General features: G+C 68.3%; 21 protein-coding genes. 6 read left to right on the top strand and 15 right to left on the bottom strand.

Annotated elements, in window-relative coordinates:
* The first annotated feature begins 140 nt into the window (after positions 1-140).
* From PKKP23_RS06920 to PKKP23_RS06905, 4 genes are all read left to right on the top strand, one after another.
* Positions 141-686: an NUDIX hydrolase gene (locus tag PKKP23_RS06920; protein WP_017776639.1), complete on the top strand. Its 546-nt coding sequence runs from the start codon at positions 141-143 to the stop codon at positions 684-686.
* A gap of 11 nt (positions 687-697) precedes the next feature.
* Positions 698-1,435 (top strand): leucyl/phenylalanyl-tRNA--protein transferase, encoded by a 738-nt coding sequence (gene aat, locus PKKP23_RS06915; protein ID WP_161978081.1) that lies wholly within the window; start codon positions 698-700, stop codon positions 1,433-1,435.
* 169 nt (positions 1,436-1,604) lie between these two features.
* Positions 1,605-2,417, top strand: coding sequence for an arginyltransferase (locus PKKP23_RS06910; protein ID WP_126876317.1), 813 nt, complete (start codon positions 1,605-1,607; stop codon positions 2,415-2,417).
* Positions 2,418-2,579: 162 nt separating this feature from the next.
* On the top strand, positions 2,580-3,605 hold the full coding sequence (locus PKKP23_RS06905) for a quinone-dependent dihydroorotate dehydrogenase (RefSeq protein ID WP_126876316.1): 1,026 nt from the start codon (positions 2,580-2,582) through the stop codon (positions 3,603-3,605).
* 162 nt (positions 3,606-3,767) lie between these two features.
* On the opposite strand, the gene PKKP23_RS06900 is transcribed toward PKKP23_RS06905, so the two are convergent.
* From PKKP23_RS06900 to PKKP23_RS06830, 15 genes are all read right to left on the bottom strand, one after another.
* Positions 3,768-4,745 carry a Gfo/Idh/MocA family protein gene (locus PKKP23_RS06900; RefSeq protein ID WP_126876315.1) on the bottom strand — a complete coding sequence of 326 codons (978 nt, stop codon included), beginning with the start codon at positions 4,743-4,745 and terminating at the stop codon, positions 3,768-3,770.
* Between the two features lie 154 nt (positions 4,746-4,899).
* Positions 4,900-5,619: a FadR/GntR family transcriptional regulator gene (locus PKKP23_RS06895; protein ID WP_017776634.1), complete on the bottom strand. Its 720-nt coding sequence runs from the start codon at positions 5,617-5,619 to the stop codon at positions 4,900-4,902.
* Positions 5,620-6,037: 418 nt separating this feature from the next.
* The gene (locus PKKP23_RS06890; RefSeq protein WP_240658796.1) at positions 6,038-6,553 is read right to left on the bottom strand and encodes a flavin reductase family protein; all 516 of its coding nucleotides are present in this window, start codon (positions 6,551-6,553) and stop codon (positions 6,038-6,040) included.
* Between the two features lie 231 nt (positions 6,554-6,784).
* A complete protein-coding gene (locus PKKP23_RS06885; protein ID WP_126876314.1) occupies positions 6,785-7,600 on the bottom strand; it encodes a class I SAM-dependent methyltransferase in 816 nt (271 codons plus the stop codon).
* Entirely contained in the window at positions 7,597-9,432 is a 1,836-nt protein-coding gene (locus PKKP23_RS06880; RefSeq protein ID WP_161978080.1) for an alpha/beta hydrolase, read from the bottom strand. Before PKKP23_RS06880 ends, PKKP23_RS06885 begins: the two co-directional genes overlap by 4 nt.
* 258 nt (positions 9,433-9,690) lie before the next feature.
* On the bottom strand, positions 9,691-10,800 hold the full coding sequence (locus tag PKKP23_RS06875; protein ID WP_161978079.1) for a glycosyltransferase: 1,110 nt from the start codon (positions 10,798-10,800) through the stop codon (positions 9,691-9,693).
* Positions 10,797-12,287, bottom strand: coding sequence for a flippase (locus PKKP23_RS06870; RefSeq protein WP_126876311.1), 1,491 nt, complete (start codon positions 12,285-12,287; stop codon positions 10,797-10,799). Before PKKP23_RS06870 ends, PKKP23_RS06875 begins: the two co-directional genes overlap by 4 nt.
* 313 nt (positions 12,288-12,600) lie before the next feature.
* Positions 12,601-13,791, bottom strand: coding sequence for a glycosyltransferase family 4 protein (locus PKKP23_RS06865; protein WP_126876310.1), 1,191 nt, complete (start codon positions 13,789-13,791; stop codon positions 12,601-12,603).
* A 166-nt stretch (positions 13,792-13,957) separates the two neighbouring features.
* Positions 13,958-15,136 carry a glycosyltransferase family 2 protein gene (locus tag PKKP23_RS06860; RefSeq protein ID WP_126876309.1) on the bottom strand — a complete coding sequence of 393 codons (1,179 nt, stop codon included), beginning with the start codon at positions 15,134-15,136 and terminating at the stop codon, positions 13,958-13,960.
* The gene (locus PKKP23_RS06855; protein ID WP_126876308.1) at positions 15,133-16,353 is read right to left on the bottom strand and encodes a glycosyltransferase family 4 protein; all 1,221 of its coding nucleotides are present in this window, start codon (positions 16,351-16,353) and stop codon (positions 15,133-15,135) included. Before PKKP23_RS06855 ends, PKKP23_RS06860 begins: the two co-directional genes overlap by 4 nt.
* Positions 16,350-18,797 (bottom strand): NHL repeat-containing protein, encoded by a 2,448-nt coding sequence (locus PKKP23_RS06850; protein ID WP_126876307.1) that lies wholly within the window; start codon positions 18,795-18,797, stop codon positions 16,350-16,352. Before PKKP23_RS06850 ends, PKKP23_RS06855 begins: the two co-directional genes overlap by 4 nt.
* A gap of 12 nt (positions 18,798-18,809) precedes the next feature.
* Positions 18,810-19,964, bottom strand: coding sequence for a glycosyltransferase family 4 protein (locus PKKP23_RS06845; RefSeq protein WP_126876306.1), 1,155 nt, complete (start codon positions 19,962-19,964; stop codon positions 18,810-18,812).
* Positions 19,961-21,235 carry a glycosyltransferase family 4 protein gene (locus tag PKKP23_RS06840; protein WP_126876351.1) on the bottom strand — a complete coding sequence of 425 codons (1,275 nt, stop codon included), beginning with the start codon at positions 21,233-21,235 and terminating at the stop codon, positions 19,961-19,963. Before PKKP23_RS06840 ends, PKKP23_RS06845 begins: the two co-directional genes overlap by 4 nt.
* 11 nt (positions 21,236-21,246) lie before the next feature.
* A complete protein-coding gene (locus PKKP23_RS06835) occupies positions 21,247-23,025 on the bottom strand; it encodes a hypothetical protein (RefSeq protein ID WP_126876305.1) in 1,779 nt (592 codons plus the stop codon).
* A complete protein-coding gene (locus PKKP23_RS06830) occupies positions 23,022-23,552 on the bottom strand; it encodes a GNAT family N-acetyltransferase (protein WP_017776618.1) in 531 nt (176 codons plus the stop codon). Before PKKP23_RS06830 ends, PKKP23_RS06835 begins: the two co-directional genes overlap by 4 nt.
* A gap of 333 nt (positions 23,553-23,885) precedes the next feature.
* On the opposite strand from PKKP23_RS06830, the gene PKKP23_RS06825 reads away from it, so the two are divergent.
* Entirely contained in the window at positions 23,886-24,137 is a 252-nt protein-coding gene (locus tag PKKP23_RS06825) for an acyl carrier protein (protein ID WP_017776617.1), read from the top strand.
* Positions 24,134-25,447 carry an acyl-CoA dehydrogenase family protein gene (locus PKKP23_RS06820; RefSeq protein ID WP_126876304.1) on the top strand — a complete coding sequence of 438 codons (1,314 nt, stop codon included), beginning with the start codon at positions 24,134-24,136 and terminating at the stop codon, positions 25,445-25,447. Before PKKP23_RS06825 ends, PKKP23_RS06820 begins: the two co-directional genes overlap by 4 nt.

Genomic DNA, 25,447 nt, shown 5'->3' with positions numbered 1-25,447 from the left:
GCCGTTGCCCATACGCTCAATTGCCGGCCCAGAAAATCGCTTGGCTGGAAGACCCCAGCAGAATTCCTGGACGAGTATCTAAAATCTGTTCAACAATCTAGTGTTGCGACGACCGGTTGAATCCGCCCCGTCCCCATCCCATGAAATTCTGCTCGATCTGCGGCCACGCCGTCAGCCTGCGCATTCCGCCCGGCGACAACCGCGAGCGCCACGTCTGCGCGCATTGCGGCACCGTGCATTATCAGAATCCACGCAACGTGGTCGGTACGATTCCCGTGTGGGACGACAAGGTATTGCTGTGCCGCCGCGCCATCGAGCCGCGCTACGGCTACTGGACCCTGCCGGCCGGCTTCATGGAGATGGGGGAAACCACGTCGGAAGCGGCCGCGCGCGAAACGCTCGAGGAAGCCGGCGCGCGCGTGGAAGTGCAGAGCCTGTTCTCGCTGCTCAACGTTCCGCACGTGCACCAGGTGCATCTCTTCTACATGGCGCGTCTGCTCGATATCGACGTGGAAGCGGGCGAGGAAAGCCTCGAAGTGCGCCTCTTCGACGAGCATGAGATTCCCTGGGACGACATCGCCTTCCCCACCGTGGGACAGACGCTGCGCTTCTTCTTCGCCGACCGCGCCTCGGGCAGCTACGGGCTGCACACGGGCGATATCCTCCGCTCGCTGCGGGAAGGCTGAGCCCCACGAGCATGGTGCCCTGGCTCGGACCCGACGATCCGTTCCCGCCCGTGGAACGCGCGCTCGGCGCGTCGAGCGGCGCGCCCGGGCTGCTCGCGGCAAGTGCCGACCTGCTCCCCTCGCGCCTCATCGACGCCTATCGTCATGGCATTTTCCCGTGGTACTCGGACGGCCAGCCCGTGCTCTGGTGGAGCCCGGACCCGCGCATGATCCTGCGTCCGCGCGAGTTCAAGGTGTCGCCGTCGTTCAGGAAGACGCTCAAGAAAGTGCTGCGCGACGACGCGTGGGAAGTACGCGTCGACGCCGATTTCCCCGCCGTCATGCGCGCCTGCGCAACCGTGCCGCGGCACGGCCAGCGCGGCACATGGATCACGGCCGACGTGATCGATGCCTATACGTCGCTGCACCGCCGGGGCGACGCGCACAGCGTGGAGACCTGGCTCGACGGCAGGCGTGTGGGCGGCCTCTACGGCGTCTCGTTCGGCCGCATGTTCTTCGGCGAATCGATGTTCGCCGAGGTCACCGACGCTTCGAAAATCGCCCTCGCCGCGCTTGTCGCGCACTTGCGCTGTCACGAAGTAGAAATGATAGACTGCCAGCAAAACACGTCCCATCTGGCGTCGCTCGGCGGCCGCGAAATCGCACGCAAAGCGTTCGTGCAGCATGTGCGCGTGTCCGTCGACGCCGCATCCATTCCCTGGCGGTTCGACAAGAGCGTCCTCGCCGATCTGATCGCACGGTCCGCATAACCTGACGGCCCCGATGGCTCGATAGCGCACGCCGCGGTCTGCCGCACATTCGCGGCTTCGTCGCGGCGGTTGCAAAGCGGTCGTCAAAGGGGGCGCCAAATGGGGGTGGCGGGGGTGGCGGGGCTGGCGCGGCGGGTTCCGCCCCACAGAACGCATCGAGAGCTGCCAAGTGACTCATCCTAACGAGCTGCCGCTTTCACCGCTTTCCGCGCTGCAGTTTTATGCCACAGCGCCCTACCCCTGCAGTTATCTGGAGGGACGCATCGCGCGCTCCCAGGTGGCTACGCCCAGCCATCTCATCAACTCCGACGTCTACACCGATCTCGTAAAGGCCGGCTTTCGCCGCTCGGGTGTATTCACCTATCGCCCGTACTGCGACGGCTGCCGCGCCTGTGTGCCGGTGCGTGTGCCAGCCGCGCGATTCACGCCGAGCCGCACGCAGCGCCGTGCGTGGAAGCGGCACAGCGATCTCGTCGCCACCGTCTCGCCGCTTCACTACGACGAGGAACACTACGCGCTCTACATGCGCTACCAGTCCGCGCGGCACGCGGGCGGCGGCATGGATCGCGACAGCCGCGACCAGTACGAGCAGTTCCTGCTGCAAAGCCGGATCAACTCGCGCCTCGTGGAGTTCCGCGAGCCCGACCCGCACCATCCGAACGCGCCGGGCGTGCTGCGCATGGTGAGCATGATCGACATCCTCGGCGACGGGCTTTCGTCGGTCTACACGTTCTTCGAGCCCGACGCGCCCCACGCGAGCTACGGCACCTACAACATCCTCTGGCAGATCGAGCAGGCGCGCAGTCTGCAACTGCCGTACGTCTACCTTGGCTACTGGATTCGCGAAAGCCCGAAGATGGCGTACAAGTCGAACTTCCGGCCGCTCGAAGGGCTCTTCGATGGCGCCTGGAAAGTCATCAATCCGCATCACGTCGGCTTGCCGCCGGTGGACGCGGCGATGAAGGATACGCGCGGCGGCTGAATCTGGTTGAGCCCACTGAATCTCGCTGAACCTCGCTGAGCCTCGCCGAGCGCCGCTCGAACGAACGGACGCGCCGGGAACCGGGAACCGGGAACCGGGAACCGCTCCGATTGCCGGTAAAATACCGGGTTCCCATTTTCCGGCCGCCACGGCCCGTCCGCTGTGTTCAGTTCCCTCTACCCGCTCTTGCGCGCCCAGCTCTTCCGCATAGACGCGGAAAACGCCCACCATCTCACCCTGCGCGCGATCGGCGCAGCCGGCCGTACCGGCATCGCGGGCCTCGTCGCACCGCACGTGGCCGATGCGCCGCGCACGGTGATGGGCCTCACGTTCCGCAATCCGGTGGGGCTCGCGGCCGGGCTCGACAAGGACGGCGCGGCCATCGACGGTCTCGCCTCGCTCGGCTTCGGCTTCATCGAGGTCGGCACGGTCACGCCGCGTGCGCAGCCGGGCAATCCGCGGCCACGCATGTTCCGGCTGCCCGAGGCCGGCGCCATCATCAACCGGATGGGCTTCAACAACGCAGGCGTCGACCAGTTCGTGAAGAACGTGCAGGCCGCGCGCTATCGCGGCGTGCTCGGCCTCAACATCGGCAAGAACGCGGACACGCCCATCGAGCGCGCCGCCGACGACTATCTCTATTGCCTCGAGCGCGTCTATCCGTTCGCGAGCTACGTGACGATCAACATTTCGTCGCCTAACACGAAGAATCTGCGCCAGTTGCAGGGCGCGGGCGAACTCGACGCGCTGCTCGCCGCGCTCAAGGACAAACAGCAGCGGCTCGCCGACCTGCACGGCAAGCTCGTGCCGCTCGTGCTCAAGATCGCGCCCGATCTCGACGACGAGCAGGTCAAGGCGATTGCGGGCACGCTGCTGCGCCATGGCATCGAAGGCGTGATCGCGACCAACACCACGCTCTCGCGCACCGCTGTCGCGGGTCTGCCGCACGCGGACGAAGCCGGCGGCCTCTCGGGCAAGCCGGTCTTCGAGCTCTCCAACCAGGTGATCCGCAAGCTGCGCGCCGAAGTGGGCGACACCGTGCCGATCATCGGCGTGGGCGGCATCTTCTCGGGCGAAGACGCACGCGCAAAGCTGGCTGCGGGCGCCTCGCTCGTGCAGCTCTATACCGGCTTCATCTATCGCGGCCCGGCGCTCGTCGGCGAGTGCGTGCGGGCATTGGCGTCGTAGAGACCGATCGAGGCGCCTGCCCGAGCCGCTCAGCGACTCACGGCCTGCCCCGTTGCCTGCAATCGGCGGACACGGGGCCACGCGCGACAGATCGATCGGCCATCGATCGATTCGCGCTTGGCGCCCTCATTTGTCCATTCATCCGCCCACTCATCCGCCCATTCATTCGCCCGCGAAGCGCAAGCCAAGCGCCGCGCGCGCCGCGTCGGCCATCGCAATCATGTGGCGCGACGTGTCGTGCGTCATCACGGGGCTTTCCAGCCGGCCCGCCCGAATCAGCTCGCAGAAATGCGCGGTTTCGTAGTTGAGACCGCCGCCTTCGAACGGCGCCTCCAGCTCCACGCTGCGTCCGTCGGCATAACGCACGGTGGCGCGCACCGGGTTCCACCAGTTCTCCTGAATTGTGACGTGGCCTGCAGGCCCCGCCAGCAAGGCGTCGCCTTTGCCGTACAGGTCCAGCCCGCAGAAGAGCTGTGCGATACCGCGCTCGTGGCGGCAGTTCAGCGCGGCGAAGGTGTCCACGCCGGTGGGGCCGAGCCGCCCCGTGGTTTGAATCTCGAGCGGCGCACCCAACCAGTCGACGGCGAGAAACATCTCGTAGATCCCGATGTCGAGCAGCGCACCACCCGCATGCTCGAACGAGAAGGACGGATGGTCGGCAGGCACGGTGGACACCGCGCAACCCGCGCGCACGAGGCCGATTTCGCCGATGGGGTCCACCGTCAGATGCGCGCGCAACTTCCGGTAGAGCGGATAGAACGGGGGCTTCATGGCCTCCATGAAAAGCCGTCCGGCGCGATGCGAGGCATCGATCACGCGCGCCAGCTGCGCGCCGTTGATGGTGGCCGGCTTCTCGCACAACACATGGAGTCCGGCGTCGAGCGCCGCGATGGCGTACTGCGCGTGAGTATCTTGCAGCGTGGCGATATAGATGGCATCGATGCCCGCGGACAAGAGGGCATCAAGGTTCGAGGCAGCGGCGCAATCGGTGTCGCGCGCAAACGCAGTCGTGGTCTCGGCACGCCGTGACCAGACGGCGGCAAGCTGGGTGTGCGGTACGTGTCTCAGGCTCTCGGCAAAGCGGCGCGCAATGCGGCCCGCGCCAACGATGCCCCAGCGGATGACGGCGTCGTCTCTCATCGATTCGGGAGTGCGGCTGTGGTGAGGGAGCCGCCATTGTCGCAGCAACAGCGAGCACCCGCAGCCGGGCATCGGCACAACCCGCACAACCGGCGCAACCGGCGATCAAGCAATCGCCAGCCAGACGCCCTGCCGCGCCTCCTCGCTCAATGGCTCAGACGCGCTCCGCATGCGAGACCGCGAATGCCTGCTCCACTTCGTCGGAGGTGAAGTCGATCAGCGCGAGCGAAGCTGCTTCGGCCTCCTTCGGATCGTGCCGCTCGATCGCTTCAACCACGCGTCCGTGCGTACGCACAACCGTCTCCCAAGCGCTTTCCTTGCGCATGATGATCGGATTCACCGCGGACAGTGCACCGCGCACGATAGCCGCCATCTGCTGGAAGAACTGGTTGCCGCTCGCGGCCACGATGCGCGTATGCAACAACTCGTCGGCGTCCTGATAAGCGGGGTCGTTGGGAGCGATGGAGCGGAACGCGTCGAACGCTTCCCGAATGCCGGCGACCTCGGCAGGCGTGGCGCGCATGGCCGCGAGCGCCGATGCCCTCGGCTCGATCAGCACGCGAAACTCGATCACGTCGCGCAGGAACTGCGAATCAGGCTTGGCTCGAAAACGCCAGCTCACCACGTCCTCGTCCAGCATGCGCCAGTCGCGCATGGGTCGTATGCGCGTGCCGATCTTGGGCCGCACGTCGAGCATGTGTCGCGCGAGCAGCATCGACAGCGCCTCGCGCATCACCGTGCGGCTGACGTTGAACTCCTTCGAGAGCACATCCTGCGGCGGCAGGATGGCTCCGTACTTTTCCTCGACGATGCCCGACACCAGGCCATCCATCACCTTGCTGACGAGCGAACGATCCTTGTTGGCCGTTTCCATGGCACTCTCCCCGATATGGCTTTCGCCTGTCTATGAAGACTGATGAAGAAGCGCCCTCGCGTCTGTGTTCTTCTTCTCATCTAACAATAAATTGCTTGCTTCGTGGGCACTGCGCCAGTGGGAAACGTCCTGACAGGGTTATCCCTCTGAAGAATTGTTTCAACTCTGCAACGCGGTTAGCAATGGGCGCCGGCAGGCCTCGCGTAACGTGCAAAAAACCGGCAAAGCTTGCAATGATCGAAGGGGTTCGTAGCCTCGTCAGCCATGCCCGTCAAGCCTCGTTATCAAACGAGCGCGGAATTATTCCAGACTGCCAGGTATCGTCAGGTGCGGCTTCCATGTAGCACACGTGTTGCACATGGATTGGTCACATACTGCTCACGTGTTGCACGGATAGAACGTCCACACGGTCCCGAACTCAACGATGCCTGACGTTCGCATAGTGACCGCCGAAGAACAGCAGCGGTGCGTGGTCTTCGAGCGAGAAGGCCTGTACCTCGCCGATGAAGAGCGTGTGGTCGCCGCACGGATGCCGGTCCACTACGCGTGCTGCGAACCGCGCCACGGCCCGGTCGAGCCACGCGATACCCGGCACGCCCTGCGCCTCGCTGAAATGCGGCGCGAGCCATGTTTGATGTTCGCCCGCGTAGTGCCGGCTGTGCGCTTCCTGCTCGTCGGTGAGCACGCTCACGGCGAAGAATTCATGCGTCATGAGCCGATCGTGCATGCGCGCGCGCTGCCCCACGGAGACCACGATGAGCGGCGGCCTGAGCGAGCCCGACATGAACGCGTTGGCCGTCATGGCGTGAAGCGTCTCGCCGCAGCCGGTGGAAACCACCACGACGCCGGTCGCGAAGCGGCCGAACGCGCGCCGCAACAAGCGCTCGCCCGCATCGACAGGCAGCTCGGCCACACGCTGCACGTCGGGCTCCATCGTTGGAGCCGCAGGCGCAGGCACCGATGCAAGCGAGGTCTCACGCATGGAGACGCAAGGTTCGGCGATCCGGTTCATTGTCGTTGCTCCCCCAATCGCTGCGCCCGGCGCCTCGTCCGCTGCGGACGAGGCGCCGGGCCGTCAGTCGATTGCTCAAGTCTTCATTGCGATCTTTAGCGATGCTTCATTTCGCCAACGGCCTATGAGCCGCTCATGTCCGCTCATGTCCGTTCATGCGGGCTTATGCGCCACGTAATGCACCCACCAGGCGTTGCTCGTGCCCGCGTCGTCGGCAATGCGGTCGCCCTGATCGCTGCCGAACGCTGCGTCGTCCACGAAGCCCGTTTCCGTCAGTTGCCGCCGCTGCTCCGCCACCGTCGTGTAGATGATCACAATGCCGAAGTAGTGCGCCGCCGCCGCGCGGACTGAATAGCCCGGATAGTCGCGGTTCAGGTTCATGTGCCGCAGGTAGTTGGCGGTCGCGACCGGCAGCCTGACGAGCGAACGCAGCACGCGCCAGCCGAGTCGCACCGGGTTCGGCGTGAAGCGCGGCAGCAGCTTGAGCGGCGTCTCGCCGTAGCCCGGGCCATCGCGGTTGTGCGACGAGACCAGCACGTAGCCGCCGGGACGCGTCACGCGAAACATCTCGCGCAGAATGCGCATGCGGTCTTCGTAGTCCACGCAGTCGATGCCGTTCCAGCTGAATTCCACGAGCCCGTAGTGATCCGAGGGCAGCGTGTGCATGTCGCGCGCGTCCATGTGGCGCAGGTCCACGCCGGGATGGCGGCCGCGCGCGAGTTCGAGCAGCTTCTCCGTGTAGTCGATGCCCGTGTAGTCCGTGGAGATGGCGCGCATGAGCGGGATCGTGCGGCCCGCGCCCACGCCAATGTCGAGCAGCGGCGTGCCCGCGCAGCGCGGCGTGATCCACGCGAACGCGGCCGCTTCGCCGGCGTCGGTCCATGTCTTTTCGAGCGTGAACTCGCGCTCGGCATCGTGGGAATTCCACGCGCTCTGGTTGATGCGGTCGAGGTCGGAAGTCGGGTTCACAGCCTGGCTCCATCGAGGTACGGCGGCGTGGCGCTCGCGCGCGCCGCCGCAGGTCGCGCTGACTGGCCGCCCGTGTGGGGCGCAGCCTGAATCAGCTCCGTAAACAGCCAGCGCTCGGCATCGGCCATCACGGCCTCGCGCGCGGGCCGTGTAAACAACGCATGGTCGAGCTTCGGCAGCGTCGCCGCGCGCACGCCTTCGTGACAGTGCAGCGCGGCGAGCCGCGTGCCGAACTGGATGCGCGCTTCGTCGAGCCCCACGTCGTAATCGCCGTATACGAGCCGCAGGCGCACGCCCTTGCGATGAATCGAGCGCACGAGGTCGCGCGCCTCGTTGGCCGCGAGCGCCCAGCCGGTGCAGCGCTCGATCCAGCCCGCCGCCGTAAGCCAGCCGCGCCGCGCGAGCCGCGCGGCCACCACGCGGGCGATCCGCAGCGGATGGCTCTGCCCACGCAGGGCGCGTGCCCACTTCTCGGGGTTGAGCGCGGCGCGCCAGTACACCTTCGAGGACGCGAACTGATGCGCCCCGGGCGCGCGCGCGTCGCCGTCCCAGATGAACTTCTGCAGGTTCACGCAGAACGCGCCCTCCACGGCGGCATGCCGTGCACTCGCGTGCAGACCGGCAAAGGCGCCGCCGCACACGCCGAATACGGCCACGCGACGGTGCCCGTGCGCGACGAGCCAGTCGGCGCCTGCCGCGGCGTCGCGGCAGGCGTCGTCGGAGTAGATGGTGTCGAGCGTGACCTCGGACGCGACGGGCGTGGCATCGCCGATGCCACCCAGATCCATGCGCAGCGACGCGATGCCGAGCGCCGCGAGCCGCCGCGCGAACAGCACGAAGATGCGGCCGTCGCCGATGTGGTGACTCGCGCCGGTGTTGAGAAACAGCATGGCGGGCGCGCCTGCGCGCGGCACGTCGGGCTCGCAGTAGATGCCGAAGTACGCGCCGAACACGACCGGGCGCTCCGTGGCGCGCGTGCCGGCCAGGCGCAGCGCCGGAGCTTCGTCGTCCGATGCAGCCACGCTTTGCCCACCCGCCGGCGCAGCGGTGGAACGCTCATACGCGCCTGCCGCGAGCCACGTCGTCACGCATTCGAACGCGCTCGCGGGTGCTTCGCTGTACAGCGCTTCCACGAGAAAGCGGTCGAGTTCGTCGAGCGGGCCGTGCTGCACCTCCACGCCATGCGCGGCGTAATGGGCGGCCAGCGCTTCCGTGCGCGTGCGGTTGCTCGAATCGAGCAGCAGGACGCGCGCGGCCGGCGCGTGGGTGTCCTTGCACAGGTCGACGGCTGCAAGGCGCGCAATATCCTCGCCGTGAATGCCGAAGCCGAACGCCTCCACATAGGCGTCGGGGTTCGCGATGGGGTCCGCGTTCATGCCGGCCGGCGTGCTGAGCCAGCTCTGCCGGTGAGCGCGCAGTTCGCGCACGTAGTTGCGCCCGAGCACCGCGGGCGCGAGCAGCACCAGCGAATCGACGCTACCGACATTGCGTTGTGCGGCGAGCGCGGCGAGCGTCGCACCCAGCCGCAAGCCGACGAGCGACACCTGCTTCACGCTGGTCCATTCGCGCAGCCGCGCCATGGCCGCTTCGATACTGCCCAGCCAGGCGGCGAGGCGCTCGGGGTCGTCCTCTGCGCCGTCCGAATCGCCCGCGCCGGGGTAATCGAAGCGCAGCACCGGCATGCCCGCCGCCGCGATGCGCTCCGCGAGCGCGCGCCAGCCGCGATGGGTGCACAGCGCGTCGTAGCCGAACGGGTTGCAGAGTACGACGCCGCGTTCCCCATCCGCCTCATGGAGCCAGCCGAAGCAGCCATCGAACACGACAGGTCTCATGGGATCCATCCCTTTGCGCCGGCCCGGCTTACCGGTCGACGCTCATTTAAGCAACGTGCTTCTCGCACATTCTGTTCGGGTGCGCACACACCCCTAGGGCGTTGTGCGCCTGCAAAAACCACATAAAGGCTCGCTGAGGGGCCTTGCCTGGCGACGGCTAAGAGACCCCGCACAACGGCTTGCCCCACGACCCGCACAAGGCCCCCGAAACCACACGCAGCCCCGTTTCACCTCATCCGCACACCTCATCCGCACGCCTCATCCGCGCGGTCCATCCGCGGTGCCGGCCACGGGCACCGTGGGCGCCGGCCGCCTGCGCAGCCACGCGCGCGCCACCCGCACGAGGTCTTTCACGCACGCCTGCACGCCCGGCCGCAACGGGTTGTACCGATACCGCCAATGCACGCACATCGAAACGAACTGCGCCGTGAGCCGCCACGCGCTGCGCGATTCGTAGAGCGCCGCGCGCGCGAGCAGATACTCGCCCACCGCTTCGTAACGCCGCGACGCATCGAGCAGTTGCGGCGCGAAGCGCGTCGGTGTGCGCTGCGCCAGGTGCGCGAGGCCGTCGCGATACTGCGCGGCAATCGCCGCGCGTTCGCGGTACGCCGCTGCCCCGCTCGCAGCCACACGCGCACGCGCGTGACGCAGCCCCGCCTGCGGCGCGCCGCACGCGTTCTTGCCATGCTGTCGATACGCGACGAGCGGCGCCTCCACCACGCGCACCGTGCCCGTCACGTCACCGAGCAGCGACGCCCACTCGTCGTGCGCCACCTCGGTGTGCTCGCCCGGAAAATTCGGCAGCCGCGGACGTTCGAGCAGCAGCGGCAGCAGCGCCGCGTCGAAGCAGATCTTCATGCCCGCGAAGAAGCCGAACGGCGCCACCCTTCCCGGCCCCGATCCGCGCTTGCGCACCCACGTGTGCAGCGTGTCGCCCGCGAGCGGCTGCAGGTTCTGGTCGACCGTGCATACGCGGTGCGCCACGAGCGTCACGCCCGGTTCCGCCGCCGCGGCGGCCACGCGTTCGAGCTTGTCTGCACGCCACACGTCGTCCTGGTCGCAGAAGGCGATCCAGTCGCCGCGGCAATGCGAGGCCGCCAGCAGAAAGTTCTCGGCATAACCGAGCCGCGCCGCATTGCGATACAGCCGCACGGGAAACGGCGCGTGCTGCGCGAAGATCTCGACGAGTTCGGGTGTACCGTCTGTGGAGCCGTCGTCGGTGACCACGAGTTCGTACGGCAGCCAGCGCTGCGACACGAGGCTCGCCAGTTGTTCCGGCAGATAACGCGCGCCGTTGCAGGTGGCGAGCGCAATCGAAATGGCGGGCAGCCTGCGAGCCCGGCCTGCTGTTTTCGTGTCTCGCGTCATGAGGTCCTCCTGAGCGCCGTGCGCCTCGAGAGGCGCGTCGCGAAGCGCCGCACGCCGTCCGCGATGAGCGGTTCCGTGCGCCATGCCCAGACGCAGGCCACCGCCACGAGCAGCAACGCCGCCGGTGTCGCGGTCCACGTGGGCCAGCCGCCCGCGGCGATCAGCGCGAAAGTGGCAACGAGCGTAAGCACCGGCGCCACGAGCCGGCGCCAGAACGCGCCGCGATAGCCCGCCAGCCACATCAGCACGACGCCATCGACCGCGCATCGCACGCTCCACGCGAACGCCGCGCCCACCAGACCGAAGGCGTGCATCGCGCCCCACAGCAGCGCGATGAACGGCACCAGTTCCACCACGTGCAGGCGCGCGACCACGTCGGGGCGTCCCTGTGCCTGGAGCTTGTCGAACGCGACGTGCGCGAGGCTGTTGATCCACACGCCCGCGAGCAGCACTTCGCCCACGAGCGACGCATGCGCGGCGAACGCCGCGCCCACCCAGAGCCGCAGGAACGGCTGCATCGCGAGCATGCCCACGACCACGACGGGCGTGATGAGCGCGGCGAGCCCCGTGATCGCGCGTTCGGCAAGCGCGCTCGAATGTTCCGTGGCGAGCGCGGAGAGGCGCGGAAACAGCGTGCGGCACAGCACGGCCGGAATGAGCCGCAGCCGCGTGGCGAGATTGAACGGCACCGTGTAGTACGCCACCGCGTTGGCACTGATGACGCTGCCGATCAGAAAGCGGTCCGCGGCTTCCAGCAGCGGGCTCACGAGATTCGTGAGCGTCACCCACATGCCGAAGCCGAAGAGCGGCCGCACGTGGCGGCGCGCGGGACCGCCCGCGCCGCGCAGCGGAAACACGCGCGCAACGGTCGCGGCGAGCAGCAGCAGCGTGAGCGTGCTGCCCACCATCGCGGCCAGAATCAGGTGCTCCAGTTGCGGGCCGAACAGCAGCGCCGCGGCGAGCGGCAGCGTCTGGTAGAGCAGCATGCCGACGAACTGCACCGCGTTGAGCGGCCCGAACCGTTCGATGCCTTCGAGCGCGCCCGAGAACACGCCGGTGAGCGTGGCCATCGGCACCGCGCAGGCGATGAACGGCAGCGCGGGAATGACTTCGGCGCGAATCGATGCGTCCATGTGAAACACGTGGCCGAGCGCAAGCCCCGCTACGCCGTAGAGCACGAGTCCGCCCAGCACGCCGAACGCCGCGTTGAGCACGACCGCGGTCCACAGCAGCGACTCGCGCTCCGCGTGCGGCGCGCCGCCCATGCGCGCAACCTGGTTCGACGTGGCGCGCGTAAGCCCCAGATCGAAGAAACCGAAATAGCCCTGCAACATCCACACGGTGACGAGCACGCCGTAACGCGCGTCGCCGATACGGTGCAGATAGATGGGCACCGTGACGAGCGCCACCGCGAGCGGCAGCACGCTGCCGAGCAGATTGAACAGCGCGTTGCGGGCGAAGCCCGGAGCCTTGGGGGCGTCTTTCATGACCGATGCCGATGAGAAGTGCCAGAACCGCGTGCCAGAGCCGAATGTCAGAGCCGATACTGCACGGCACAAACGCTTCGAGTCTGTGGTCTGCGCCACGCTGGCGGGCACCTCGGACTTGCTGCGGTTTCAGGCGACCCCGTATGCTTTCAGGCGGCTTCGAGAAGGCTTACGGCACGTCGCGCAGCAACAGGCCCGAGCGCACATTTCCAGCGCTTCGTGCGCCGACGAAACAGTCCAACGAAACAGTCCAACGAAGCGGCCCCGCGAAGCCCCCGGCTCGGCCCAACGAAGCCCCGCGAAGCTCCACCCTTCACGCGGCCACCGTATCCAGCCGCCGCTGCCGGCGCGCCGCATAGAGCCGCTCGAAGCGATGCGCGACCTTCTCCCACGCGTAGTCGAGCGACGTTTCCCGTGCACAGCGTTGCAGACGCGCCCAGTACGCGGGATCGTCGACGAGCGACTGCACCGCGCTCGCCAGCGCCTCCGCATGACCGGGCGGCACGATGAGGCCGTTGTCGCCGTGGCGCAGGAACGCACGCAATCCGCCGATGTTCGAGCCCACCGGCACGAGTCCGCACGCCATGGCTTCGAGCGGCGAAAGCGGAAAGCCTTCGTACATCGAGGGAAACATCAGGATGTGATGCGACGCGAGCAGCGCAGGCAACTGCGCATTGTCGAATGCGGGCACTGCGGTGATGCGTTCGCGAATCGACTCGGGAAAGCGCGCGAGCGTCGCCTCGGCGCCCTCGCCCGTGCCGAACAGCGTGAGCGTGAGCTGCGGATTGCGCGCAAAGAGCGCGGGCACCGCCTTCGTCATCGTCTCGATCCCCTTCCAGTAGTTCGCGCGGCCCATGAAGGCGAGCTTCGTGGGCGCAGCGGGCATCGGCTCGACGCTGTGTTCCTGCGCGTGCGCCGGCTCGCTCTGGGCGCTCAGCGCTGCGCGCGCCACCGAGGCAAAGGTCTCGTCGATGCCGTTGTCGATCTGCACCACGTGGTCGCCCGGAAAGCCGAGCTTCGTTACGGCAAATTCGCATTCCGTATCGTTGAGCAGCATCGCGACATCGGCCCAGGCGAACGACTTCGTGCACTCCCAGAGCCGCAAGCCGCCGTGATAAAGGGGATAGCGCCACGAGCGGTCTTCCTCGCCGTTGCGGCAGCGTTCCAGAAAGAGTTCGTGCACGACCGGCTCCATGCCGTGACTGCGCGTGACGGACAACTGTTTGGGACGCCAGCCGAACGCATGGCGCGCGAAGTTGATGAGCCAGCCGTCGCCGGACGACATATCGAGCACGTCGTACTCCGGGTGCATCAGCACGTGCGCGAGCACGAACCAGGGGAAGAGCATCGTTCGCAACATGCCTGTCACCCCTTTCACGTCGTCGTGCGAAAAGATGCGCACGTTATGGCCGCGCTGACGCAGCGCCTCGGCAAGCTTCACGGTGACGCCGGGCGCGCCGGCGCTGCGGCTCAGGGTGTGGTGGATCGTGAACAGGATGTTCATGGGTTCGCAGTGGTGGAGTGAATCGGATCGCGCGCTCGTGCGCTTGTTTGATGTTCGCTTTTTGCAGTGCGTAGGTTTTCTGCGTATTGGTTTGCTGCGTTTTGGTTTGCCGTGTGCGTTATGCCCGCCGTTCGTCCTGTTCGCCCCGTGCGCCTGTCGCGCCCCGCTAGCCGCAACGCGCACAGGCGGGCACCGACCGCCGCCACGCGCGCCACACGTTGGAGCGCCGCACGATCTCCGGCAGCGAGCGCAACGCGCCACGCCGCGCGAGATACACCGTCATATGCGCGAGCCAGTACGACGCGAAGGCGGCGAGCTTGAGCGCATCGGGCTCGATGCTGCGGTAGCGCTTCACGCCGATGTAGAGCCGCGCCGCCTCGCAGCAGAGTTCGTAGCGCGAGAGCGCGCGGGGCGCATCGTCCGCGGGCGTGGCGAGCACGCCCTTGCCGGCCTGGGTGTCGCGCGAACGCAGCGCGGGCACGAGTTCGATCGGATAGCCGCGCTTCACGGCCCTGAGCGAGAGTTCGGCGTCTTCGCTGCCGAAGTAGATGTTTTCGTCCCAGCGTTCGGTGCGAAAGAGCGCGAGCGGAAACACGGCGGCGTGGATGTTCACGCACTCGGGCCGCTCCGATGCCGTGAAATAACCGGCGAACGAAAGGCGCACGGCGGAACATGAAGTCGCGTGGCCGGCGCACGCCTCGGCGAAATCCGCCGACGTGGCCGACGGTCCACCCGTGAGCACCGTCTGCGTGCGCCGTGCAGCAGGCAGCGCCGTGAGCCATGTCTTCGCCACGGCGAAGAAGTCGGGCGCAGGCTGCACGTCGTCGTCGATGAACGAAACGTGCGTGCATTGCGGCGCCTGCGCGAGGCACTGCATGACCGCGTTGTTGCGATTCGCGCATACGCCGCGGCGCGGGCCGGCGAGCCACGTCACGCCCGGATAGCGCGCCACCACGGCAGCGTTCGCCGCGCGCGTGTCGGGCGCCGGCGAGTCGTCGCTGACCACCACCCACGCGGGCGGCGGCACGCAGCGCGCGAGGTTCGCAAGACACGCGTCGAGCGTCGCCGTGCGGTTCATCGTCGTGATGCAGACGGCGAAGCGGATCTCGGAGAACACGTTGCGAGCCGCGAAAGGGCCGCGGCTTCCGGTGTTGCTGCCGGTGCTCTCGGTGCACTCGTTGCGCTCGGTGCCCGGGACGGAGACCGCACCGGCGCCATCGGACACAGCGTCTGTCGCATCCGATCCGCTCTGCGCGGCATACGGGCCGGTCTCGGGCCACGAGGGGTTCGGCGCACTCGGCGCACTCGGCGCATTCGACTCGCTCGACAGATTCCGCGCGTTCATCGCACCACTCCACGCGCCGACGCCGTGCCTCGCGCGGCGCCGTCCGACGCTGCCGCCGTCGCTCGCGCCCCCGCACCGCGGGCGCGGCCGGCGCGGCGCGCTTCGAGCGTGCGTTCGTAGAGCGCGAGGTAATCGGTGCACACGCGCGTCACGCTGAACACGTCGAGGTGTTCGCGCGCCCGCGCAGCCAGGGCATGTCGCGCAGCCGTATCGTCGATGAGGCCGCCAATCGCAACGGCCAGCGCCGCTGGGTCAGACGCCGGCACGAGCCGCCCCGCTTCGCCGCGGTCCAGCATTTCGGGGTTGCCGTCCACGTTCGTCGCGACGATGGCGCAGCCCGCTTCGCGCGCCTCGGAGAGCACGAGGCCACCGGGCTCGCGATGCGAGGCGAGCACGAACACGTCGGCCTGCGCGAGCCACGCGCGCGGGTTCGCCATGAAGCCCGTGAAGTGCGCGCGGTCCGCCACGCCCAGCGCTTGCGCCAGCGCTTCCATGCGAGCGCGATCGGGACCGTCGCCGACGAGATACAACGTGGGCTGCACCGCCCGATGCGTCTGCCCGCACAGCATCGCGAACGCACGCAGCAGATCGGCAATACCTTTGCGCTCGTACATGCCCGCTACGGTGACGATGCTCGGCCGCATGACCGCCGGCAGCACGCTAGCGGGCTGTGCCTCTGCGCTCGAATCGCCTTCGGCCACATCCGGTCGGCCACCGCTATCAACGGCAAACCGCGGCGTGCCGATCGTCCCGTTACGCACCACCGCGAGCTTCGCGGCCGGTATGCCGCGCGCCGCCATCGATGCGGCCACCGCGTCGCTCACGGCCACCACGCAGTCGCCCACGCCCATCACCGTCGCGCTCTTCTGAAACTCGTTGTGCACCGTGGTCACGAGCGCAAAGCGGCGCCGCGCCGTGCAAAGCCGCGCCATCAGCGCGCCCGTCATCATGTGCGCATGCACGACGTCGGGCTGCGTCTGCGCCACGAGCCGCCGCATGCCCGCGAGCATGGCCGGCACGCGCCAGGGTGTCTTCGATTGCCGAAGCTCGACGTGACGCACGCCATAGCGCGCGAAGAGCGGCTCGAAGCCGCCGCCCGAGGTGGCCACCGTCACCTCGTGGCCCGCGCGCGCCTGCATGCACGCAAGGTCCACCATCATGTTGACGATGCCGTTGCCCACGTTCTGCGCATGATTGGCGAGATGGACGATTTTCATGGCGACCCCGGATGAAGCGCGGCACGCGCCGCGCGGGCAGAATCTGACGAAACGGCACCCTGGCGCGACGCGTCATCGGGCAAGCGCGACGACGACCCCGGCGGCCTGAAGCGATACATGAGCACCTTGCCGTGGCTGTCTTCTTCGACGAACACGAGATACTCGCCGGCATACGGTCCCGACTCGATGCGGTGCGCCGTAACGGGCATCGGCACGTCGACGATTCCGCTTCGCTCGCCCACTTCAGGCCCCGGAGCGAGGCGCCCCACTTCGCGCCCGGTGTCGCGCTCGCGCACGTGCACCACGCCCGCGTGCGTCTCCACGGTGAAGAGGTAATCGCCCGCCACGGTCCAGCCGTTCATCGAAGCCGGGTCGGGCGGCCCGCGGTCGGGCAGATCGATGGCATAGCGCAGCACCGGCTTGCCGCGCAGCCAGTGGTCGTAGCGCGCGAGCCGCGAGCCCGTGCCGTTCCAGTTGTATTCGAGGAACGGATGCGAGGGCGTGGAGCCCGAGAGATAGAGCGTGTCGTCGGCGGGGAAATACGCGACGCGCGCAATGCGCGTGAACGGCGCCGGCAGCGGCCACACGCTGACCGCACTGTAGCGATAGACAGGATTGCCAACGGCATCGAAGCCGACGAGCGCAAAGCGCCGGATACCCGCTGCGCCCAGCCCTTGCCAGACGTTCCCCGCGTCGTCCACCCACCAGGCCGTAACGCGCGGCGCGCCCTGGCCCCACTGCGGCTGATCGAAGTCCGTCACGGCGAAACGCCCCTTGCCTGCGGTGTCGCGCCAGATCCATTCGCCGCTTGCGGGCTGGTTCGGCGGCCACGGCTTGTCGATATGCGAAGGCGAAAAGAGTCCCGACGGAATCGCGGTCTCGCTGCCCGCTTCGAAGCGGTAGACGCGCAGGAACGACGAGGTCATGTCCGTCGTATAGAGCAACCGGTGCCCGCGCACGTCGCGCACGAGCGGCAGCCCGCGCATGCCCTGGCCGAGATGCAGAAACGGGTCGTAGGGATAGCGGAAGCGGTCCGCCGTGAAGCCCGCATACGACCACTCCGCGCCGCTTCCACGCGAGAGGTCGAGCGCAAAGCGCTTGCTGCCCGTATAGACCGAGGGCGGCGTGCCCTCGACAAACTGCGCGCCGTCCACGAAAAGCAGCCCCTGCACGCTGAAGCGGCGCGTGCCGTCGGGTGCGTAGCCTTCTATCACCGCGCCTTCGGTGTCGCCCGGGCCGCCTGCGAAACCGCGCGGGCCCGTGCCGTTCATCGCCACGTAGACGTTGCCCGCCGCGTCCGCGGCCACTGCCGTGAGGCCGTTGAAACGCTGCGGCCCGGGCGTGCCCGCCCTGCCGGCATAGATGCCGCCCGCGACGCCCAACGTCCCCGACAGTTGCATGGAAGCCTCTTGATTCGTGATGCGGCCATCCGCGGCCGCCGCGTTGTTCTTGTGCGTGGGCGCGCCGCCGCTTGCGGCTGGCGCGAAGATCAGCACCTGCTGGCGCACACCGTTGTCCGCGACAAGGAGCCGCCCGCGCGCATCCACGGCGAGGTCCACCGGCACCGTGCCGCTCGGCAGCGCGAGCGTGCCGAGCACGGTGCCCTCGCGTGCATGGTGGACGACGCGTTTTGCGCTGTCTGTGCGGCTGCGCTCGATCACCCACAAAGTCCCGTCCTTCGCGAGCGCAAGGCGGCCAGGCTCGGGCACGGGAAAACCGCCGACAGGCTGCATGGTCTGCGCATCGAAGATGTCGATGCGGTTGTCGTGCAGATTCGAAACGAAGAGGCGCGTGTTGTCGGCGGCAAGCCCGCGGATGGCGTCGTCTTTCGGCTCCGGCGCTTGCGAGACCACGCGAAACGCGAGTCCGCTGCCGGGCCAGTCCGCTTCGCCGGCGAACGGCACGCCGCGGCGCACGTCCGCGCGGCTGCGCCGCGAGACGCCGAACCAGCGCACGCCTTCGCGCGGCAGATGTTTTTCGGCCGCCATCGCGTTGCCGATGCTCACCACGATCTGCGCGGCGAACACGTAGTCGTCGTTCACCGCGATGGCGTCGCCGCCCAGCATGCCCCAGCCGTGCGAGCCGCCGCCGTAGCCCAGCAGCGCGCCGTCGCGGTAATGGCCGATCTCGCCGCCGCCCTCGTCCCAGGGCGCGTTGGTGAAGAGATCGCCATTCGGCGCGACGGCGAGCGCCTGCACGTCGGACTGCACCCAGCGGCCATCGCCGAAGCCCCACGTGTTGCCCACCCACGAGGTGCGGTACGAGAGCGGCGGCTCAGCGGAAAAAGCGGTGGAAACAGCGGCAGCAGGGGCGGCGGCAGAGGCGGCGACAGAGGTACCAGCGAAGACGGCAAAGGCGGCAGCAAAGGCAGCAGCGAAGGTCGCAGCAAGGGCGGCCGCGCGAAGCACGGCCGGGAGCAGCGCGCAGAAAGCGACGCGTTTCATCGCCCGCGCGCTTCAGTGCGCCTCGATTGCTTCGCGATAGACGCGCGCCACGCCGCGCGCGACCACGGGCAGATCGAAGCGGCCCCGGGCGTAGGCAAGGCACACGTCGGCGTCGGGCAGCGCGAGGCGGCCGCGCAGCGCGTCGGCCACGCCGGAGGCAATCGCGTGAAAGCCGCCCGCGGGCAGCACGAGGTCCGGCGAGAGCGGCGCCACGGCCTCGGGCAATCCGCCCACGGGCGTGACGAGCACGGGCGTGCCGGCGGCGAGCGATTCGATCGTCGTGAGTCCGAAGCCTTCGAGCGACACCGTGGGCACCACCGAAAGGTCCGCGGCGCGATACCAGAGCGGCAGTGCGGCGTCCTCGACGAAACCCGCGAGATGCACGGCGGACGCGAGACCGCGCGCCTCGATACGCCCCTGCAGTTGCTCGGCGAGCGGCCCTTTGCCCGCGATCACGAGCAGCACGTCGGGCACGGCCTGGCGCACGAAGAACATGGCGTCGATCAGGTTTTCCAGCCCCATGCGCGTCACGAGCCGCCGCACGCAGAACACGAGCGGACGGTCGTTGGCCACGCCGAGCCGCTCACGCGCCTCGGCCTTCGTGGTGGCGATATCGAAACGATCCACGTCCACGCAGCCCGGCACCACGCGAATGGACTCGTCCCGCACGCCATAGGTGCGCTCGAGAATGTCGCCGAACGCGCGCGAAAGCACGATGTGCCGCGTGCCGCTGCGATAGACGAAGCGCTCCAGCGCCCGGCGCGCCGCGATCGACAGCCCGCCCCCGCCTTCGGGAAACGACTCGTCGGCCCACGGTCCGTGAAAATGCACGACGCGCGGCACGCCGCCGAACACGCCCGCCAGCGGCGCCGCGTAGAGCGCGAAATGGGTGGCCACCACGTCGGGCCGCTTCGTGCCCACGAGCCGCCGCGAGTGCCTGCGCGCGCGCCAGAGCCGCACGCCGAGCGGCGCGTGGGCGTCGGCGAACGCTTCCACCCGCCCCGCCGACGCTTCGCGCACCGCGCCGCTGCCCGCCACGAGCCCGCGCACGTTCACGCCCTCGCCGGGCAGCGCCTCGACAAGCGACATGAACATGCGGTCGAGCCCCCCGGGCCGCTCGCCGAACCAGTGCATGCCGATCTGCAACGAATCGATGGGCGCCGTCATGGCCGCGCCGCCGCGATGGCATGCTGCGCGCGCGCCGCGTGGGGCGCGTGCGCGCGCACCTCTTCGTAGAGCGCGAGGTAACGTTCGGCCATGCGCGGCCAGCCGAGCGAGGCAGCACGCTGCCGGGCGGCCTCGCCCATGTGCCGCGCGGCCCCGCGGTCCGACGCAAGCCGCGCGAGCGCGGCGGCGAGTGCGGCGGCGTCGTCGGGATCGTCGAGCACGATGCCGGCGGCGGGCTCGGCGTACGGCGCGCCTTCCATGCGGCATGCGTTGTCCATCCCGCCGTCCTTCCCTTCGTCCTTCTCTTCGTCTTTCGCGTTACCCGGCGCGCCAGCTTCGATCATCTCCGCGCCGCCCGCGGTGCGCGCGGTCACGACGGGCAGCGCCGCGGCCATTGCTTCGAGCAGCACGAGCCCGAGGGGCTCGTAGCGCGAGGGAAACACGAAGGCATCGACGGAACGCATGAGCGCCGGCATGTCTTTCACCAGATCGAGAAAATGCACGCGGTCGGCCACGCCGAGCGAGCGCGCAAGCGCCGGATACGGGCTGTTGCGCAGAATGCCGGCCACCGCCAGATGCACGTGCGGCGGCGTCTCCCGCAGCGCGCGCAGCACCGTATCCAGGTTCTTGCGCGACATGCGCAGGTCGCCCGCGAAAAGTGCCATGAACGGCTCGCGCGGCAAGCCGAACCGTTCGCGCTCGCTTTCGCCTGGCGCGAATTCGTCGAAGTCCACGCCGTTGTGGATCACGTGCAGCCGCGCGTCGGCAATGCCGAGCGCGGCCACCTCCTGCGCGACTTTCGCGGAGACCGGCACGATGGCCTCGGCACGCCGGAACGCCCAGCGTTCGCACCAGGCGTTGAGCCGCGTATAGAGCACCTGATACGCGTGATAGGCGCCGCGCGTGGCACGAAACGGATAGAAGCCGCAGCGGTACCAGCCGTCGTGAACGAAGTGCACGGCGTTCACGTGCGCACGCGCCCACGTGATGAAGCCGTTCACGTGGATCACGTCGAACGCGTCGCGATGCGCGGCGATCCACATCGCCGTGCGCCATGCGAAGAGCTGGTATTGCACGAGGCGCGAGGGCAGCTTCGAGGGCGCGATCTTCACGAAGCACGCACGCGGATGCGCCGCGAGCACGCTGTCCGCTGCGGAAGCCAGCAGCGTGACCTCGTGGCCCGCTTCCAGCGCGGCGCGCGCGATCTCGTAGTTGACGCGCCCCTGGCCGTCGTTTTTCGTGACCACATGCGTGACGATGAGAATGCGCATCGGCGGCCCGCTCATGGTTGCCCCCTCGGGTTGAGCGGTCCGGGGCCGCCACGGAAAACGCCGGGCCGGCCGCCGCTCGCATCGGCACGCAAGGCTCCCGTTGCGCCCGGGCGCGCCGCGCTCGTGGGCACGGCAACGGCGGTGCCCGCGCGAGCCTCCGGCGGCGCCGTCCCTGCGCCACTGCACGCAGCGGCCAGCGCGCGGCGTCGCCGCAGCCACTGCATTTCGCGCGCATGGCGCTGTGCAATGGCGGGCAGCAGCACGCCGACGAAGAAGAACAACCCCGGCAAGCCCGTGAGCGTGTTGACGAACACCATCATGCCGAGCATCGCGAGCGCCACGCCCACCGCCGAAATCGCGAAGCGGTCGCGCCCGCGCGCAAGACTCGCCCAGAATGCGCGCCACAGCAGCATCACCACGCCCGTCACATAGAGCAGCGTGCCGGGCCAGCCCATCACGTAGGGCACTTCCATGAGGCCGCTGTCGAACACTACGTTGGCCTGAGTGCCGTCGTTGTCGTCGGCGGCCAGCTTGGTGCCGAGACCCGTGGTGCCGAGCCCTTGCCCCGAAATGTCGGTGAGCGCGACGGAAAGAAAGCTGCGGTAGAACTCCGCGCGAATGCGGTAGCTGTTGTCTTCGCCGAGGTTCTGCATGGAGTCGAAACGCTGCATGATCGGCGCCGAGATTTCGTCGATCATCAACGCGGGCGCGCCGAGCAGCGCGAAGCCGAGCAACGCGCCCACGAGACGCAGCCGGCTTTTGCCGTCGAGCATCGCAAGCGGATAGACGAGCCCGAGCGCAAAGCCGCCCCACGCGCTGCGCACCGCCGTGAACATCAGCGACGGCACGCCCACGAGCGCCGTGGCCACCTTCAGCCGGCCGCGCGCGGCGAGCGACATCAGCAGGATCGACATGATGGTCTGCGCGTAGGGCCCCGACGAATTCATCGTGCTCGACACGCGCATGCCGAACGGCACGGGGTGCCCTTCGGACTCCATCTGCGAGGCGAGCAGCCAGAACGCGTCCCACGGCGGCGGCGAGATGAACTGGATCACGCCGTAGAGGCCAATGGCAAAGCCGCCCCACGTGAAGGTCTTGAGCAGCACGTCGCGATAGAGCGGATAGTCGCGCCACGTCACGAGCAGACGAAACGCAACGAGCACCGGGAACGCCCAGTTGACCACCGTGAAGGTGGCCGCGGCGGGTCCGGCCCTCACCACACCCACGATGTAGGCGTAGAAGAGCCCGAGCACCACGAGCACGAGCGGCATGGCGCGGCGCTCGCCGAGCACGCGCAGGTTCGAGAGCAGCGAGAAGCCCGAGAGCGCGACGGCCAGCATCGGCGCAATCATCACGGGGCTCTTCGGATTGAACGAGCCGTTCACGAAGTCGGCAAGGCGCCGCACTTCGGGCGAGAGGAAGAACAGCCAGCACACGAAGCCCAGGTAGTGGGCCGGCGAGCGCCGGTAGAAGCGCAACGCGATGGCGAACGCGCCAACCGGATAGACGAGTTCGACGAGCCGCCCCTGGTGCAGCACGATGAGCAGCAGCGTGATGCCGAATAGCGCGAGCGGCAGGCGCAGCGGATGCCGCTCGCGCGCGGTGCGCGCGGTGTGTGATACAGCGCGGGCTGCGCCGGCCGGGCCCGTGGCGCTCGCCTGCGGTCGGGCGCCCTCCGGCTCGCCCGCGCGCGCGCCTGCGGACAAGCCGGAAAGCGCCCCCCCGGCGGGCTGCAATACCGGCCGCAAGCCGGGGCCCGGACCCGGCATGGGCGCCATGGCGGTACTCACAGCTCGAAGATGCTGCCGAGCGTGAAACCGCTGCGCTCTCGGCGCGTCCCGTTCACGACCGCCTGCGCCGCGCGCGAGCTGCGCGTGAGACCGATGAACGGCACGCCGTATTCGAGAAACGGCCCTTCGGTTTTTCGGAACCCGAACTGTTCGTAAAACTGCCGCAGTCCGAGCGGCGCGCTCACGCGCACCACGCGGCCCGGCCAGCGCTGCGCAATGGCGTTCAGCACGCGTTCGATCAACTGCTCGGCAGTGCCGTCGCCGCGCCGCGACGGGCTCGTGAGCACCTTGTCGATCACGATATCGGGGTCTTCCGCGTCGCCCGGTTTCACCCGCGCATAGGCGACGATCGGCATGGGCCGCGTGATGTCCTCGGCGCCGAACACGTGCAGCGCCGCTTCGTCGTGTCCATCGGGATCGAGGCATACGTGCGACTGTTCGACGACGAACACCGCACTCCTCGCGCGCAGGATCAAATACATCTCGCGCGCCGTGAGTTGCTCGAACTCAAGCGTCTTCCAGTTCATCTGGTCTTTCCTCGGCTATTCGTTTTCGTCCCGGGCCGCGTGCTTTGCGCACGCTTCGTCGCGGTGTGCGTAGCGGCTTTTCGCCGCGTTGTCGCCCCATTCACGCCGCGTTTCTCGAAGTCCCGCGCCTTCTGTACGGCCCGCTTCGTTGTATGGGGACACGTTACGTGACGTAGCTATGCGGTTTCCGTGCGGAATCGCACCGACCGCCCCTGATCGCGGTCCGTTAAATACGCACTGCCGGCTCTCTCGCCGGACATGCATACCAAACGCGTGCGCCGCAGGCACACAGGCTGCGACGATCGACATGACCAAAACGTGAGGGCCTCTTACATGAAAAACGTACTGCGACGAATTCTTTCCGAGTCGGCTCGCCTGTCTGTTTCACCGGATACGCTCGCCGACGACGCCGATCTGTACGCAGCCGGCCTTTCCTCGCTTGCGACCGTGCACCTGATGCTTGCCATCGAAGACGAGTTCGGCATCGAGATTCCGGACCGGATGCTCACGCGGCGCCTGTTCTCCAGCATCGATTCGCTTGCCGCGGCCGTGACCGAGCTGCAACAGGCAAAGGCGGCAGCATGAACGCCTCGCTCCTCCATACCCCCGCCGCGCCCGGCGCGAACGAAGCGGCGCAAGACGCACAGGACGCGGCCGGCGCATCGGCCGCCCCGCTCGCCGCCGTGGAAACGGAACCGGGCTGGCGCGCCGCCGCGCGCCGCGCGGCCCAGGTTGCGGCGCAACATGCCGACGCGGTGGACCGCGACGCGCGCTTTCCGCACGAAGCCTTCGACGCGCTGCGCCGCGAACGGCTGCTGTCGGCCATGCTCTCGCCGGAGCTGGGCGGCATGGGCCTGCCTGTGGCCGACATCGCGACCATCTGCGGCATCCTCGCCGAAGCCTGCGCGTCCACCGGCATGATCTACGCCATGCACCAGATCCAGGTGGCCTGCATCGACGAGCATCGGCACGGCTCCGCCTGGCATCGCGACTTCCTTGCGCAACTGGCCGACAAGCAGTGGCTGCTCGCCTCGGCCACGTCCGAAGAGACCATCGGCGGCAACACACGCACGAGCGCCTGTGCCGTGGAACTGGACGGCGACGACGCCGGCGCGGCCCTGCGCATCGAAAAGCTCGCCACCGCGGTCTCGTACGGCGCTTACGCCGACAGCGTCCTCATGACGGCACGCCGCAACGCCGAAGCGGCTGCGTCGGACCAGGTGCTGATCGTCACGCTGCCGTCCAACACGACGCTCGAAAAGCGCGGCACGTGGGACTCGCTCGGCATGCGCGGCACCTGCACGGAGCCGTTTCGCATCGTCTCGCACGGCACCGCGGCGCAGATCCTGCCCACGCCGTTCGCCGACATCTCCGACCAGACCATGCTGCCCATCTCGCACATGCTGTGGTCGTCGGTATGGACGGGTGTGGCCACCGATGCCGTGAACCGCGCGAAGGCCTTCTTCCGCGCGCAGGCGCGCGCGAAGCCGGGCTCGGTGCCGCCCGCGGGGCTGCGTCTGGCGCAGGCCGTGGGTCTGTTGCAGATGATGCAGGCGCGCCTTGCGGTGGCGCTCGACGCCGACCGCGCCGCGCATGCGGCACGCCAGCGCGCGGGCGACCAATGCCAGTTCGACGCACCGCTCGCGGCCATGCTCGGTTTCGCCTCCGACATGAACACGCTCAAGACCAGCATCTCGGCCACGGCGCTCCAGGTGGTACAGGAAGTGCTCATGATCTGCGGCCTTGCCGGCTACAAGAACGGCACGGAGTACAGCGTGGGCCGTCATCTGCGCGACCTGCATTCCGCGCCGCTGATGATCAACAACGACCGTATCGCCCAGAACACGGCCAATCTGCTGCTCGCGCAGCGGCCGGCCGCGCCCGGGAGGGCCTGA

Origin of the sequence: Paraburkholderia kururiensis JCM 10599 = LMG 19447 (genome assembly GCF_003986935.1) — a bacterium.
GTDB classification, from domain to species: Bacteria; Pseudomonadota; Gammaproteobacteria; order Burkholderiales; family Burkholderiaceae; genus Paraburkholderia; species Paraburkholderia kururiensis.
The sequence above is the reverse complement of the archived record's forward strand: the minus strand, read 5'-3'. Positions and strand labels throughout refer to the sequence as shown.

What these genes read in the sequence shown, in the direction of transcription:
- PKKP23_RS06890 (WP_240658796.1), bottom strand. Translation starts at nt 6,553, where the DNA reads ATGGAGCCCGACGTGCAGCGTGTGGCCGAGCTGCCTGTCGATGCGGGC.
- PKKP23_RS06900 (WP_126876315.1), bottom strand. Translation starts at nt 4,745, where the DNA reads ATGAGAGACGACGCCGTCATCCGCTGGGGCATCGTTGGCGCGGGCCGC.
- PKKP23_RS06920 (WP_017776639.1), top strand. Translation starts at nt 141, where the DNA reads ATGAAATTCTGCTCGATCTGCGGCCACGCCGTCAGCCTGCGCATTCCG.
- PKKP23_RS06895 (WP_017776634.1), bottom strand. Translation starts at nt 5,619, where the DNA reads ATGGAAACGGCCAACAAGGATCGTTCGCTCGTCAGCAAGGTGATGGAT.
- PKKP23_RS06850 (WP_126876307.1), bottom strand. Translation starts at nt 18,797, where the DNA reads ATGAAACGCGTCGCTTTCTGCGCGCTGCTCCCGGCCGTGCTTCGCGCG.
- PKKP23_RS06840 (WP_126876351.1), bottom strand. Translation starts at nt 21,235, where the DNA reads ATGCGCATTCTCATCGTCACGCATGTGGTCACGAAAAACGACGGCCAG.
- PKKP23_RS06870 (WP_126876311.1), bottom strand. Translation starts at nt 12,287, where the DNA reads ATGAAAGACGCCCCCAAGGCTCCGGGCTTCGCCCGCAACGCGCTGTTC.
- PKKP23_RS06820 (WP_126876304.1), top strand. Translation starts at nt 24,134, where the DNA reads ATGAACGCCTCGCTCCTCCATACCCCCGCCGCGCCCGGCGCGAACGAA.
- PKKP23_RS06875 (WP_161978079.1), bottom strand. Translation starts at nt 10,800, where the DNA reads ATGACGCGAGACACGAAAACAGCAGGCCGGGCTCGCAGGCTGCCCGCC.
- PKKP23_RS06855 (WP_126876308.1), bottom strand. Translation starts at nt 16,353, where the DNA reads ATGAAAATCGTCCATCTCGCCAATCATGCGCAGAACGTGGGCAACGGC.
- PKKP23_RS06865 (WP_126876310.1), bottom strand. Translation starts at nt 13,791, where the DNA reads ATGAACATCCTGTTCACGATCCACCACACCCTGAGCCGCAGCGCCGGC.
- aat (WP_161978081.1), top strand. Translation starts at nt 698, where the DNA reads ATGGTGCCCTGGCTCGGACCCGACGATCCGTTCCCGCCCGTGGAACGC.
- PKKP23_RS06860 (WP_126876309.1), bottom strand. Translation starts at nt 15,136, where the DNA reads ATGAACGCGCGGAATCTGTCGAGCGAGTCGAATGCGCCGAGTGCGCCG.
- PKKP23_RS06845 (WP_126876306.1), bottom strand. Translation starts at nt 19,964, where the DNA reads ATGACGGCGCCCATCGATTCGTTGCAGATCGGCATGCACTGGTTCGGC.
- PKKP23_RS06830 (WP_017776618.1), bottom strand. Translation starts at nt 23,552, where the DNA reads ATGAACTGGAAGACGCTTGAGTTCGAGCAACTCACGGCGCGCGAGATG.
- PKKP23_RS06825 (WP_017776617.1), top strand. Translation starts at nt 23,886, where the DNA reads ATGAAAAACGTACTGCGACGAATTCTTTCCGAGTCGGCTCGCCTGTCT.
- PKKP23_RS06880 (WP_161978080.1), bottom strand. Translation starts at nt 9,432, where the DNA reads ATGAGACCTGTCGTGTTCGATGGCTGCTTCGGCTGGCTCCATGAGGCG.